This is a genomic window from Cellvibrio sp. ATLC23, from assembly GCF_057196725.1.
Genome location: NZ_JBXUOS010000003.1, coordinates 155,579 through 169,157, shown reverse-complemented (window position 1 = coordinate 169,157; position 13,579 = coordinate 155,579). Strand labels below are relative to the sequence as shown.

General features: G+C 47.3%; 15 protein-coding genes. 13 read left to right on the top strand and 2 right to left on the bottom strand.

Annotated elements, in window-relative coordinates; all coding sequences use genetic code 11:
- The first annotated feature begins 17 nt into the window (after window positions 1-17).
- The 5 genes from rbfA (at window position 18) to AC2CG4_RS06300 (ending at window position 4,828) form a co-directional block, all read left to right on the top strand.
- A complete protein-coding gene (gene rbfA, locus AC2CG4_RS06320) occupies window positions 18-437 on the top strand; it encodes a 30S ribosome-binding factor RbfA (protein ID WP_062061558.1) in 420 nt (139 codons plus the stop codon).
- Complete coding sequence (gene truB, locus AC2CG4_RS06315; protein ID WP_484485443.1) at window positions 437-1,426, top strand: tRNA pseudouridine(55) synthase TruB; 990 nt, start codon at window positions 437-439, stop codon at window positions 1,424-1,426. Before rbfA ends, truB begins: the two co-directional genes overlap by 1 nt.
- Before the next feature lie 161 nt (window positions 1,427-1,587).
- Window positions 1,588-1,857: a 30S ribosomal protein S15 gene (gene rpsO / locus AC2CG4_RS06310; protein WP_062061544.1), complete on the top strand. Its 270-nt coding sequence runs from the start codon at window positions 1,588-1,590 to the stop codon at window positions 1,855-1,857.
- 244 nt (window positions 1,858-2,101) lie between these two features.
- Window positions 2,102-4,228 (top strand): polyribonucleotide nucleotidyltransferase, encoded by a 2,127-nt coding sequence (gene pnp, locus AC2CG4_RS06305; protein WP_484485442.1) that lies wholly within the window; start codon window positions 2,102-2,104, stop codon window positions 4,226-4,228.
- A 129-nt stretch (window positions 4,229-4,357) separates the two neighbouring features.
- Window positions 4,358-4,828 carry a GNAT family N-acetyltransferase gene (locus AC2CG4_RS06300; RefSeq protein ID WP_484485441.1) on the top strand — a complete coding sequence of 157 codons (471 nt, stop codon included), beginning with the start codon at window positions 4,358-4,360 and terminating at the stop codon, window positions 4,826-4,828.
- A 69-nt stretch (window positions 4,829-4,897) separates the two neighbouring features.
- Here the strand turns inward: AC2CG4_RS06300 and AC2CG4_RS06295 are convergent, their stop codons facing one another.
- Both AC2CG4_RS06295 and AC2CG4_RS06290 read right to left on the bottom strand, forming a co-directional pair.
- Window positions 4,898-5,569 carry a ChrR family anti-sigma-E factor gene (locus tag AC2CG4_RS06295; protein WP_062061529.1) on the bottom strand — a complete coding sequence of 224 codons (672 nt, stop codon included), beginning with the start codon at window positions 5,567-5,569 and terminating at the stop codon, window positions 4,898-4,900.
- A complete protein-coding gene (locus AC2CG4_RS06290) occupies window positions 5,566-6,168 on the bottom strand; it encodes a sigma-70 family RNA polymerase sigma factor (protein WP_484485440.1) in 603 nt (200 codons plus the stop codon). Before AC2CG4_RS06290 ends, AC2CG4_RS06295 begins: the two co-directional genes overlap by 4 nt.
- Window positions 6,169-6,412: 244 nt before the next feature.
- Between AC2CG4_RS06290 and AC2CG4_RS06285 the strand changes: the two genes are divergently transcribed.
- From AC2CG4_RS06285 to AC2CG4_RS06250, 8 genes are all read left to right on the top strand, one after another.
- A complete protein-coding gene (locus AC2CG4_RS06285; RefSeq protein ID WP_484485439.1) occupies window positions 6,413-7,291 on the top strand; it encodes a TraB/GumN family protein in 879 nt (292 codons plus the stop codon).
- Window positions 7,292-7,323: 32 nt separating this feature from the next.
- Window positions 7,324-8,199: an ABC transporter ATP-binding protein gene (locus AC2CG4_RS06280; protein ID WP_484485438.1), complete on the top strand. Its 876-nt coding sequence runs from the start codon at window positions 7,324-7,326 to the stop codon at window positions 8,197-8,199.
- Window positions 8,196-8,630, top strand: a complete 435-nt coding sequence (locus AC2CG4_RS06275) for a hypothetical protein (protein WP_484485437.1) — start codon at window positions 8,196-8,198, stop codon at window positions 8,628-8,630. Before AC2CG4_RS06280 ends, AC2CG4_RS06275 begins: the two co-directional genes overlap by 4 nt.
- Before the next feature lie 245 nt (window positions 8,631-8,875).
- Window positions 8,876-9,595, top strand: a complete 720-nt coding sequence (locus tag AC2CG4_RS06270) for a hypothetical protein (protein WP_484485436.1) — start codon at window positions 8,876-8,878, stop codon at window positions 9,593-9,595.
- Window positions 9,595-9,969 (top strand): GntR family transcriptional regulator, encoded by a 375-nt coding sequence (locus tag AC2CG4_RS06265; protein ID WP_484485435.1) that lies wholly within the window; start codon window positions 9,595-9,597, stop codon window positions 9,967-9,969. The genes AC2CG4_RS06270 and AC2CG4_RS06265 overlap by 1 nt, the downstream gene beginning before the upstream one ends.
- A gap of 50 nt (window positions 9,970-10,019) precedes the next feature.
- Entirely contained in the window at window positions 10,020-11,591 is a 1,572-nt protein-coding gene (locus AC2CG4_RS06260; RefSeq protein WP_484485434.1) for an alpha/beta hydrolase, read from the top strand.
- Entirely contained in the window at window positions 11,591-12,385 is a 795-nt protein-coding gene (locus AC2CG4_RS06255; RefSeq protein WP_484485433.1) for an ABC transporter ATP-binding protein, read from the top strand. The genes AC2CG4_RS06260 and AC2CG4_RS06255 overlap by 1 nt, the downstream gene beginning before the upstream one ends.
- Complete coding sequence (locus AC2CG4_RS06250) at window positions 12,378-13,571, top strand: ABC transporter permease (protein ID WP_484485432.1); 1,194 nt, start codon at window positions 12,378-12,380, stop codon at window positions 13,569-13,571. The genes AC2CG4_RS06255 and AC2CG4_RS06250 overlap by 8 nt, the downstream gene beginning before the upstream one ends.
- Window positions 13,572-13,579 lie beyond the last annotated feature (8 nt).

The following is a 13,579-nucleotide window of genomic DNA, read 5'->3' as shown; positions in this document are numbered from 1 at the left end:
ATTGAGGTTAGTGGCGCATGCCAAGAGAATTTACCCGTTCAGACCGCGTCTCCGATGCCATCCAGCGTTTGCTGGGGCAGGTGATCCCCAATGAAATCCGCGATCCGCGTATTGGTTTGGTCAATATCAATGAAGTCACCGTCACCCGCGATATGGCCTACGCCAAAGTCTATGTGACTTTTGTGGGTGTTGATGACGAAAAAGAAAGTATCGCAGCCGCTTCGATTCTCAATAAAGCGAGCGGTTTCTTGCGCACATTTCTGGCGAAAGAATTGAGCATGCGCACAGTGCCCAAGCTGCAATTTATCTACGACAAAACCTCGGTCAAAGGTCAGGCGATTTCTACGTTGATTGAGCGCGCGTTAAAAGAAGACAGCCAGCATCAACACGATGACGAGCCAGCTTCCGATGATGATTTCAAGGGCGAGCAGCACTGATGGCGCGTAGAAAAGGCCGTCCCGTCGATGGCGTATTGTTGTTAGAAAAACCTGCAGGCATGACCTCTAACCACGCATTACAGCGCGCTAAGCGGTTGTTTTTTGTGGAAAAAGCCGGCCATACCGGCGCCTTGGACCCGCTGGCTACCGGCGTATTACCGCTCTGTTTTGGTGAGGCGACCAAGTTCTCGCAATTTTTGTTGGATGCCGACAAAGGCTATCGCACCTGTATTCGCCTTGGCGCGACTACGGATACCTGCGATGCCGATGGCGAGATCATCGAACAAAAATCCACGGCAGGTATTACGCGGGCACAGGTTGAAGCAGCACTTAAGCCAATCACTGGCGATATTCTGCAAGTGCCACCTATGTATTCCGCGCTCAAACTCAACGGCCAGCCGCTCTATAAGATGGCGCGCGAAGGGGTTGAAGTGGAGCGCGCGCCGCGCCCAGTGACTATTCACAGTATTGAAATTCTTGCCTTTCGCGCCGGTGCAGACGCCGAAGTAGAGCTGGATATCCGCTGCACCAAAGGCACCTATATCCGTTCGATTGCGGTGGATCTGGGTGTTGCGTTAGGCTGCGGTGGCCATGTGAAAACGCTGCATCGTTCACATGCGGGTCTGTTTGATGAAGCGCAGTGCATCACGTTGGAAGAGCTGCAAACGCGCTTTGATGAGGTGCAGACCGAAGCGGGTGATGAGGCGGCATATGCGGCATTGGATGCGTATCTGCTCAGCACCGATGCGCCAGTGGCCAGCCTGCCAGCGGTAGACTTACCCGCCAACAGTGCCCACTACTTCCGCTTGGGCAACCCGGTAATGGTGTCCAAGGTCTATCGATTTGGCGAGCAAGGTGCTATTGTGCGCGTCTTTTGTGCAGAAACCGAACAATCGCCTCGTGCGTTTCTCGGTTTGGGCACCATCACCGATGAGGGTGGCGTAGCCCCCAAACGAATTTTGGCAAATCGCTCGGCTAACGAGCGCTAGCCCTTAGAATTTGCCCTCAAGCTTGCTTGAATGGGTAAAAAGCCGCGGCTGACATCCTTTGTGCTTCATTAATAAGGACAGGATAATCACCGCAACAACCCACCTGTAAATATGCACGGGCGGGCTGTAATTGAATCGCATATTAAATTGAGGAAAACATCATGGCACTGAGTGCTTCTGAAAAAGCTGCAATCGTTAACGAATACAAACAAGCTGAAGGTGATACTGGTTCACCCGAAGTCCAAGTAGCTCTGTTGACTGTAAACATCAACAAACTGCAAGGCCACTTCGCTGACCACAAGGCAGACCACCATTCACGTCGCGGCCTGATCCGTATGGTAAACGCCCGTCGTAAATTGTTGGACTACCTGAAAGGTAAAGACGCTTCACGTTACGTTGCTCTGATTCAAAAATTAGGTCTGCGCCGTTAAGTTTGTCCAGTGCCCGCTCTGCGGGCACTTTTATTTTGTGCTTCTAGTTATTTTTCATCTAGAGACCGAAAGCTGTTAGGGATCTGTGCTGATAAGAGAAAAAGTTAGCGCATAGGCAGGACGCATATTTGTACTGATGTTGAATGTGAAATTTATAGATCCTGTATAGATAGAAAAGAACAAACTTAAATAGACGCGTAACAATTAACGCAATTGATTTTTAGTGAATATAAAGGATAAAAGAGTGAATCCGATTATTAAAAAGTTCCAATACGGCAACCAAACCGTAACCCTCGAAACTGGCCGCATTGCTCGTCAAGCAACCGGTGCAGTTATGGTAACCATGGGCGAAGTCAGTGTACTTTGTACCGTTGTAGGTTCTAAAGAAGCTAAAGCCGGGCAAGATTTTTTCCCGCTGTCTGTGCACTACCAAGAAAAAAGTTATGCCGCTGGCCGTATCCCCGGCGGCTATTTGAAGCGTGAAGGTCGTCCTTCTGAAAAAGAAACGCTGACCTCTCGTTTGATCGATCGTCCAATCCGTCCCTTGTTCCCCGAAGGTTTCTTGAACGAAGTTCAAGTGGTTTGTACTGTTGTATCTACCGACAAGCAATATGATCCCGATATAGTTGCAATGATCGGTACTTCTGCTGCATTGGCAATTTCCGGTATTCCATTCAACGGCCCGATTGGTGGTGCACGTGTAGGTTATACCCAGGAAGAAGGCTACATCCTCAACCCAAGCTTTGCGCAACTTGAAACTTCCGAGTTGGACATGGTGGTTGCCGGTACTAAAGACGCCGTATTGATGGTGGAATCTGAAGCGAAAGAATTGCCCGAAGATATCATGCTCGGCGCAGTACTTTACGCTCACCAGGAGATGCAAGCTGTTGTACAAGCCTGTGCTGAATTAGCACGCGATGCGGGCAAGCCGCGTTGGGATTGGCAACCAGTTGCTGTTAAAGCAGGCTTGACCGATGCGATCGTAAATGGTTTTGGCGATGCTATCGGCGCTGCTTACCGCATCACCGACAAGGCCGAGCGTTACAACCGTTTAGGCGAGTTGCGCACCCAAGCTGTTGAAGCATTGGTTACTGAAGAATCCGGCTTCACAGCAGATGAAGTGAAAGGCGAATTCGGCATGGTTGAATACCGTTTGGTGCGTTCACGCATCGTAGCGGGCGAGCCACGTATCGATGGCCGCGACAACAAAACCGTACGTCCAATTCAAGTTGAAGTTGGCGTATTGGGCAAAGCCCACGGTTCTGCGTTGTTCACTCGCGGTGAAACTCAGGCGCTGGTTGTGGCGACTCTGGGTAACGCACGCGATGCACAAATTATCGATTTCCTTGAAGGCTCCAAAAAAGATGCGTTCATGCTGCACTACAACTTCCCACCTTTCTCGGTAGGTGAGTGTGGTCGTATGGGTGCTACTGGTCGTCGCGAAATCGGCCACGGCCGTTTGGCGCGTCGCGGTGTGACGTCTGTTCTGCCAAAAGAATCCGATTTCCCTTACACCTTGCGTGTAGTGAGCGAAATTACTGAATCTAACGGTTCAAGTTCAATGGCTTCTGTATGTGGCGCAAGCTTGGCGTTGATGGATGCTGGTGTTCCACTCAAAGCACCGGTTGCGGGTATCGCAATGGGCTTGGTGAAAGAAGCTAATGGTTTTGCGGTATTGACCGACATCCTCGGCGACGAAGATCACCTCGGCGATATGGACTTTAAAGTAGCCGGTACCACCAGCGGTGTAACTGCACTGCAAATGGATATCAAAATCGAAGGCATCACCGAAGAGATTATGGAAATCGCACTGGAGCAAGCTCTGGCCGCGCGTTTACACATTCTTGGTGAAATGAACAAAGTGCTGCCAAGCTCGCGTTCAGTGGTTAGCGAAAACGCACCGCGCTTTGAAACCATCAAAATTCATCCGGACAAAATCCGCGACATCATCGGTAAAGGCGGCGCGACTATTCGTGCAATCACCGAAGAAACCCAATCGTCTATCGATATCGATGATGACGGCACCGTTAAGATCTACGCCGACAACAACGACGCATTGCAAGCAGCGATCCTGCGCGTAATGGGCATTGTTGCTGAAGCGGAAATCGGTGCAATCTACGAAGGTACTGTAGTGCGTATCGTAGACTTCGGCGCATTCGTAAACTTCCTGCCAGGTAAAGATGGCTTGGTACACATCTCGCAAATCGCCGACGAGCGCGTAGCTAGCGTGAGCGACTATTTGAAAGAAGGCCAAGTTGTAAAAGTGAAGTGCTTGGATGTAGACCAACGCGGCCGCATCAAGCTCTCGATCAAAGAAGCATTGGCCGAAGAGTCAGGCGCAGCACCTTCAGAAGAAGTGACTGCCGAGTAATTTTCGCTAGTTGAGTCAAACAAAAACGCCCGCCTCTAAAGATGCGGGCGTTTTTGTTTTAGTAGATGAAAGCTGTGTAGCGTGGGTGGAGTGCAACAATACCCACTGGCAACATTAAAGGAGTGATTGATGAGTGTTAAATTTGTTGTCGCAACTGAGCGAAATGCGGAATTGATAGCGAAGTTTGTTATAAAACTAACGGAAGAGATTTGCTTAAAAACCAAGGAAAATTTTTTTTCGATTAATCTGGAGGAAACCATTGCGCGGTGTTGCGAGTTGATTCGCAATAAAAATTACGGTGCGATTATTGGCTACATTGAAGATCAACCGATTGCTATGTCAACCTTTAGCGAATCCTATGCGCTCTATGCTGGTGGAAAAATTGGTATTGTCCCTGAATTTTATGTTGATCCTAGCTATAGAAATTCCGGTATTGGAGCCAAGCTTATTTCAGCGGTTAAAGATTATGGGCGGGATCAGGGCTGGTCATGTATTGAATTATGTACACCGCCGTTGTCGGAGTTCGAACGCACGCTAACTTTTTATCAGAGTAATGGGTTGGTGCCTGTCGGCGGTAGGAAAATGCGGGAATATATTTGAATCATAAAAAGCTATCCCCCACATGTGCGGGGGTAGTGTTTCCATGGTTTGATTTACAGTATTCGAGTTTCAACTCCACGCCATAAACGGATTTAACACTCTGTACCAACCGGTAAATTTCAGCGGTGCATTCAATACGGTTAAACAAATACAGTCTTCGTTTTGCAGTGCGGTTGGGCTGTGTTTGTGGCTGGCGTCGCGGGCGATGAAGTCGCCTTCGTGGTATACGCCGAGTTCATCGGAAAATCCGCCGCTTAAAATTACCGTGTATTCAAAACCTTTGTGGGTATGCTTAGGCACTTTTGCGCCAGCGTTGATTTTTTGCAGCGCTACTTGAAAGCCTTTTACGTTAATTAGTGAGGTTAAATCGTACTTGCTGATTTCTTTTGTTTGGCGTTGCCAGGGTAAATCCGCAAGCGATGTGGGTAAATAACGCAGCAAAGGATTAGTGAAGTGCTGAGTGATTTTTTCGCTTGGAGTTGGTTCCATTTTCACCTGTGCGATTTCACTCTGCGCGTGCGGTTCCAGCGATGCCATAAGTGATTCAAAGGCATCGTCATCGGTGCTGGCAGGTTTGATGGTCTCCAGCAGTGCGCCGCCTAAATGGTTTAAGTTTTTCACGTGCTGGCGGCAGTCGTGGCAAAAACACAAATGCATTGCCACTGCGAGTGATTCCGGAATGGTGCAACTTCCCGCTGCATAATTCATCAAGGTCATATCATCAGGATGATAGCCACTCATATCTCTTTATCCTCAAACATAACGCGTAATTTTTGCAGCGAAAGACGCAAGCGCCCCTTCACTGTACCCAAAGGAATATTTAACTCATCAGCCACTTCCTCGTGGGTTTTGCCTTCGTAATACACTTTGCGCAGTGCGATCATTTGCTCTTCGGGTAATTTATCGATGGCGGTTTTGACAAATTTTTCCGTCGACAAATTTTGAATCGAACAAATGGTGGTGTCTTCGGTGGGAATCTGCCACAGCTCTTCGGTTTCGATCACAATTTCTGCGCGAGTGCGATTTAGCTTGCGCAAAATATCAATGCGCTGGTTGCGGGTGATGGTAAAAATCCAGGTCGATACTGATGCAAGCGACTCGGAGTATTTTCCCGCGTTGCGCCAGACGCTGGTCATAACCTCTTGTACTAGTACTTCGGCGTGTTGGCTAAAGCCTTGATTGATTGCATAGGCTTTGATGCGCGGCGCAAAGTGTTGGTAGATCGCACGAAATGCCGCTTTGTCATCATTCTCTGCAACACGTGCCAGCAGTGCCCCCCAGTCGGGAGCGTCATTTGTGGCGGTAGAGTCATTCATCGACACGGCCTTTTTAGTCGTCATGTGAAGTCTCATTATCGCTTACCGGTAACTTTTAGATAGTCCATAACAGCTTTTTACGCATTTCACCTCACTTTGGATCATCCGGTGTAAGGGCGGTTAGCGATAGGCTCGGGGCTCCCGCCAAAAAAATCTATTTTGACTGTTGCCAGAACTACTAATGTGTATTAGTGTAGTAATACACATCGCTTTTATAGTGATAGACCTAAAAATATCCGCTGTATAACCCGTCACCAAGGAGTGCAACATGAGATTCCGCTTTACGTTAATTACCAGTTTGTTGGTATTCGTCAGTATTTCTGCGAGCGCGGAAACCAGCTTGTATGAAATCACCAAGGGCGATGAAAAAATTTATCTCGGCGGCACTATTCATGTGCTGCGCAATAGCGATTACCCGCTCCCACCGGAATTCGAACACGCCTATGAAAATGCAAAAATTTTGGTGCTGGAAACTGATATGAAACAAGCCAGTTCACCGGAATTTGGCCGGCAGATGGCGCAGGCATTTATGTACAGCGACGGCAAAAATTTAGCGCGAGACTTACACCCAAAACTTTGGCAAGAATTACAAACTTTTGCAGATCAGCGCCAATTTCCGCTTGGCCAAATGAGTATGTTTAAAGCCATGTTTGTCAGCCTCGCCTTATCCATGGCAGAAATGCAAAGCAAAGGTTTCGGTGTGGGGCAGGGAGTTGATGCCTACTTTTATCAAAAGGCGATTCTAGGTGGTAAAGCTACACAAGAACTTGAAACAACAGGCGAAGTGCTTGCGCAATTAACATCGCTCGACGATATGGATGCCAATTTGGTAATCAAATCCACTTTGCGCGATATACATAAAATGGATCAGGTACTGGCTAAATCCCTTGAATATTGGCGTGTGGGTGAATTAGACAAATTAGATAAAGAAATGGCGGCTGATATGCGCAAAGAGACGCCGCAGATCTATCAGCAATTATTAGTCTCGCGGAATCAGGCTTGGCTGCCAAAAATTGAAAAGATGCTTGCAACGCCCGAAGTGGAATTGGTGCTGGTGGGAAGTTTGCATCTTAGTAGCAAAGACGGTTTGCTCGCGCAGCTAAAACAGCGCGGATACAAAATTAAACCTTATCAAATCACTGAATAATATTTTGGGCATTATTTATCCAAGGAGTTTTTATGTCAGTCCCAGTACCATTAAATAATCTTCAACGCAAACTCGGAGGCGTTACCGTATTAAAAGGAATCAGCGCGCAAGTATTGCCGGGGCAAGTAATCGCATTGCTCGGTAAAAATGGCGCAGGTAAAACCACTTTGCTGGAAACTATTTTGGGGTTTGGTTTTCCGGCTTCAGGTGACGCCAAACTGTGGGACGTTAAAGCGACTGAGATCAATGGTGAAATAAAGCAACGCATTGGATTTGTGCCGCAGCAGGATGAATTGTTAGCGGGGATGAACGGTTGGGAGCATCTCGCGCTATTTAAGGCCTATCAGTCTCGTTGGAATCAAACCTTGGTGGATCGTTTAATTATCGATTGGTTAATCCCGATGGATACCTATGTAGGAAAAATGTCGGTTGGGCAGCGCCAAAAATTATCGATTCTATTGGCATTAGCGCACGAACCAGAATTATTAGTGCTGGATGAACCGGTCGCCAGCCTTGATCCGATTGCGCGCCGTCAATTTTTACAGCAGCTAGTGGAGATAGCCTCCGATGAAAATCGCGCCGTTATTTTTTCTACGCATATTGTCAATGATGTTGAACGAGTTGCCAATCAGGTGTGGATACTGCGCGACGGCTTGCTGGTTTGTCAGAGTGATTTGGATGGGCTGAAGGAAAGTTTGGTGCGCGTCAGGCTTACAGCTAATGAACCTCTACCAGAAAAAATTCGCTGGCCTTATTTGCTAAAACAAAAAAATCAGGGACTGCAAGCACAATTGACGATCCAGTACTGGCAGCCAGATATGGCGCAACAGCTCGCGAATGAATTTAATGCAGAGGTGGCGGTGGAGTATTTAAGCTTGGAAGATATTTTTCTGGAGCTGGCGCCATGATGACGAATACTTTAAGCCAATATTGGCATTTGTTTCGCTGGCTGATGATCCCCGCGCGCTACCACTACTGGTTGTTTATGCTCAGTATGGTGGCAACCATAATTGCAGTGTTCAGTGTGGTAGTTGGATCCTTGTTAAATGTGGGCGATTGGCGGCTGGTCTTTGTGGGGATCTGGGCAGTCGTATTTTCAATCTGGTCATTTAGCGCAGTATTGGTATTGCATGGGCAGCTCATGTCTTTGCCATCTAATCGGCAATTGCGATTAATGCCGGGTTTACGTCAGCGGGCGTTGGTAATTCATTGGTTGGTGTTGGCGACAATGTCAGTATTGTTTACCGCGTTCCAATTTTTTTTAAAAGAAATGGATTTTTCTTTAACTAGAATAATGTTCAATTGGTCATTGTTTTTACTTGCATCAGTTTTTGTTTGAAATGGTTTGGGAACTTTTCTCTGCTCGCTGTTTGGTGTATGGGGATAGTGTTTTCGACATTTATCTGGCCGCTTGAGATTTCTCCATGGGGGCTTTTTACCTTGGGTGTGGTGGTTTGTATAGGTTTCTCAGATTGGTGGCTGCATTGGCGGCCAACGGAAAAAATTGACAATGTTTTTTTGTTGCGTAATTGGCAGAGTTTGCATAACACATCACTTAATCATTGGGCTAAGTTGCCTATAAATATGCTTGCTTTGCGGATTAAAAGTGTTTATTCCCCTGCATCGCTCTATTTGCATTTGTTAAATGGAGTGACGGGTAATCCTCTATCGCGGGTAATAACTTGGCTAGCGATGGGTGGGGTTTTCGTATTAAGTTTGAGCCTAATCGTACGCTTGGGTTATGGTGGCGCTTTGCGTGACATAGCACCAGTTGCAATACCCATTACACTCTGGGCATTTTTGAGTAGCGCGGGAATGGGCTATTTTACTGGGCTGTTTACGAGTATTGGGCGTGTGTGGCTTTATTTTCCAGGCACCAGGGCTGAGTTATTGAGTGCAGTTGAAAAGAATTTTGTATTGTCCCTATTAATTGATTTGTTTTTTTTCTGTGCATTAATTGGCTTTGCATGTTATTGGGCATTTCCCGAATTTTTGCAAATGAAATGGATTATGTTCTACTGTCTGCTAGTGCTGGCGGTGAACTGGTTGTTGTTTCATTTTGTGTGGTGTTTATATTGTCGTACTGAGGGCAATAGTAATTTATTGGGTGTTGCCATTTTCTTCATTGTTATGCTGCAAATTTTCCTCGCAGGTGTTAGCTGGAGTCTTGTCTCAAGCGAGAAGATAAGTGTGGATCTGTTAATTGTGAGCACTATGTTGTGTTGTACGGTTGCTGCGTTGTTCTTGCGTACCTATGCGCAAAAGGCGACCGCAAAAATAGGTTTTGCGCGGGGGAAAGTTTAATGTTTACTCTTAACCCCCAATCAGGCATCCCTATTTATCGCCAACTCGCTGAACAAATCCGGCGCATGGTCGCCGGTGGTCAATTAAAGGAGGGCGATGAATTGCCATCGGTACGTGAACTGGCATTGGAGCATGCGGTAAACCCTATGACTATTTCCAAAGCCTATAGCTTGCTGGAAGTTGAAGGATTGTTAATTCGGCACCGTGGTAAACCTATGCAAATTGCGCGACAAAATAAACAAAACAATTCTGAACAAGAGCGATTGCAGCACTTACACTCGCAGTTGGAGCAATTGGTTATAGCTGCGCGGCAATTGGAAATTTCCGACAAGGTTCTGCTCGCTAGTCTGCGCGACATGCTTGCCAGTGAGTGATCGTGCATAAGACACTAATTTACTTTGGTATTGATATAAGGAATTAAAGGATGAAAATTGTTTGGTTCACCTCTCGGTTTCTGTGTTTTTTTTCGCTATTTTTTATAGTTGGTTGCACCGAAAAAAGTGATCAGAAAACCAATGCGGAATCCATTCTCAAACCTTGCCCCGGCTTTGTAGAAACAGGCAAGCCGCCGCTAGTGTATGGCGCGGAATGTGGTGAATTGGTGTTGAAGGAAAATTCGGCTGACGCCAATAGTCAGGATATCAGTATCGCGATTTTGCGTTTACCGGCGATCAGCCCAATTCCTGCCGCCGACCCGCTTTTTTTGATTCAGGGTGGCCCTGGTGGATCTTCAATTGAAATGGCTACACAGCTGCACAGTTTTTTTGCCGATGTACGTAAGAATCGCGATTTGATTTTTGTTGATCAGCGCGGTACGGGCAAATCTAATCCGCTGCGCTGCGAACAATTGTCGGCGGCGGATTTGCTCTTATCTGAAACTGAACAGAAAGAAAAATATCTGCAATTAATAAAAAACTGCGCAGAAAAATATACCAACTCCGCTGCGTTTTACACTACGGTTCACGGCGTGCAGGATTTAGATGCGGTGCGCGCCGCCTTGGGGTATCCGCAAATAAACCTGTGGGGCGGCTCTTATGGTACGCGGGTTGCGCTTGAATATGCGCGTCGCTATCCGCAACAGGCGCGCGCTATTATTTTGGATGGCGTCGCCCCAGTAGAGATTGCCCTACCAAAATATTTTTCCCGCGATGCTATGGCTGCTTTAACGGCAGTAAGTGATGAATGCATGGCGCAAACAGACTGCGCTTCTCTTTTTGGCGATATAGTGCAAAAAACTGAGCGTGTTTTGCAGCGTTTAATTGAGCTGCAAACTAAAGGAGAATCCTTGGTGGTCAATTATGAGCATCCGCGTCATCAACAACCCGATACATTGCATTTAACGCCGCGCACATTTTCTTCGCTGGTGTTTATGTCGCTTTATTCGCGCGATTTAACCGTGTTGCTACCACGCGCGATTAGCAGTGCAGAAAAAGAAGATTATCGGTTGCTTGCCGCGCTTGCATCGCTTTCCGGTGAGCAGACGCAACAGATGAATATTGCCGAAGGAATGCGTTATAGCGTCATGTGTAATGAAGATTGGCCGCTGTTAAGCGCTGACGATGTTGCCCACAGCACACCCTTTTTAGGTTTGCATTTTGTGCAGGAGGTACAGCCTATCTGCGCATTCTGGCCCAAAGCTGAATTGCCGCAAGATTATTGGCAGCCCATTGTCAGCGATGTGCCCGCATTGTTGCTGTCGGGCAAACATGATCCGGTAACTCCCGAGCGTTGGGCGCAATCAGTTGCTGCGCATTTGTCCCATGCAACTCTGCTCAGTGCTGCGGGTGGTAATCACTCTATTTCAACCGAAGGTTGTGTGCCGCAATTGATTGCACAATTTCTTGAGCGCGCATCCATGAATGATGTAAAACTGGATTGTGTCGACAATATAAAACCGCTGCCATTAGTGTTGGGCGCTAATCAGAAAAAGGTGACGAGCTCATCAGCAGATAGTCTGAGCTCGGCCCAGACTTCTTCCGCAGGGGGGGCAGAATAATGATTCGTGTAGAACATGTGAGCAAAACCTTTGCTGCAAAAAAAACATCTTCAATAAATTTTTTAAATAAAAACAAAACGATTCCATCCAATAATATTGTCGCCTTGGACGACGTGAACTTTACCCTGAATGATGGCGAAATTACCGGTCTGCTGGGCTTAAATGGCGCGGGTAAATCCACCTTGATGCGATTGATCTACGGCTTGCTTCAACCCACTTCCGGTGAAGTGTGGGTTGACGAACACCAAGTGAGTAAAAACCCCAATGCTGCCCGGCAAGGTTTGGGTGTACTGCCGGATGATACGGGGTTGTACAAGCGCTTGACCGCGCGCGAAAATATCCGCTACTTCGGTGAGTTGCAGGGGCTGCAGGGGGCACAACTGGAGCAATCGATCGAGCAATTAATTACGTGGCTGGGTATGAATAATATCGCCGAGCGGCGCGCCGAAGGTTTCTCGTTGGGTGAGCGAATGAAAACTGCATTGGCGCGTGCAATTGTGCATCAGCCGCAACATGTTTTACTCGACGAGCCCACCAATGGATTAGATGTTATTACCACGCGCGCGGTACGCCGTTTATTGCTCGAATTAAAACAGCAGGGGCGCTGTGTGATTTTTTCCAGCCATTTAATGCATGAGGTGAGTGGTTTGTGTGATCGAATTATTGTGATTTCACACGGGAAAATTTTGGCTGATGGTTCTCTGGAAGCAATTCTAGCTGCAGGTAAAGCGCATTCGCTGGAGGATGCATTTGTCAATCTCGTTCAACCGCAACAGGAGCTGCAACATGGGTAAGTGGTTGGGGAAAGTGGCTATAGTGCTGCGCAAAGAGTGGCGCGATGCGCTGCGCGATAGCAAAAGTTTGCGTATGGCGCTGCTGATGCCAGTGTATTTTGTCGGCGTGTTTGTGGCCTCTTCGCTGTTTATTATTCACATGAGCAATCAATCCCGCGCAACGACCAGCGAGCCGATTAAACTCGCCGTGGTAGGTGCCGATTATTTGCCGCCGCTGATTGACTGGCTGCAAGAGCGCGGGGTGCAGATCGATGCGGTCGGCGAGGATGCTTATCAACAGGTTGAGCGCGGTGATTTAGGTTATGCGCTCATTATTCCAGCGGACGCACGTGAAAAATTTGCCACAGGTGACTCAATTGAATTGGCGCTGGTGTTTGATGCGACCAATAGTAAATTGCAGGGAAGTTTACATTTTGTGCGTCAGCAAATATGGAGTTGGAATGGGCGCATGGGCAGTTTACGTTTATTAGCGCGAGGAATTTCACCGGGTATTATTAACCCGGTATTGATTCGCGATTTAAATATTGCCAGCGATGAAAAGATGGGTTTTTTTGTGATGGCAAGTTTACCCATGCTGTTAATTCTCACCGCGTTTATGGCCAGTGTCGGTTTTAGTGCGGATATGACCGCGGGTGAACGCGAGCGGCGCTCTTTGGAGTCACTGTTAATTACGCCAGCATCCTCTGCGGTATTGGTATTGGGCAAATGGTTTACTTGTTTTTCACTCACCTTAATGGTGCTATTAATAGAGGTGGCGCTGCTGGCGCTCGCTTTTGCTTATGTGCCGTTTAAAGAATTAGGATTGCGGGTAAATGTAAGCCCATTGGATTTGGCGGGTGTGTATTTAGTGCTGTCTTCAGTAGCATTGCTGGCGACTGGATTGCAATTTGTTATTTCATTGTTTGCGCGCAGTTTTAAAGATGCGCAAACCTACATGGGGCTGATGATTTTTATTCCAATGGTGCCGCTGTTTTATACTTTGTTTAATCCTAGTGCTTATGCGGATTGGTTTCGCTGGGTTCCTGTGTTGGGGCAACAAGTATTAATTAAGGATTTGTTGCTGGGTGGCGATGTGTCACCAGTATTTTTTTTGCAGGTATGGTTGGTGGCAATTTTATTAGCGGGATTCTTTTTATTGTGTACGGCGCGGCAACTGCGCAAACCAAAAATTGTGTATGGAGTTTGAGTAGATTT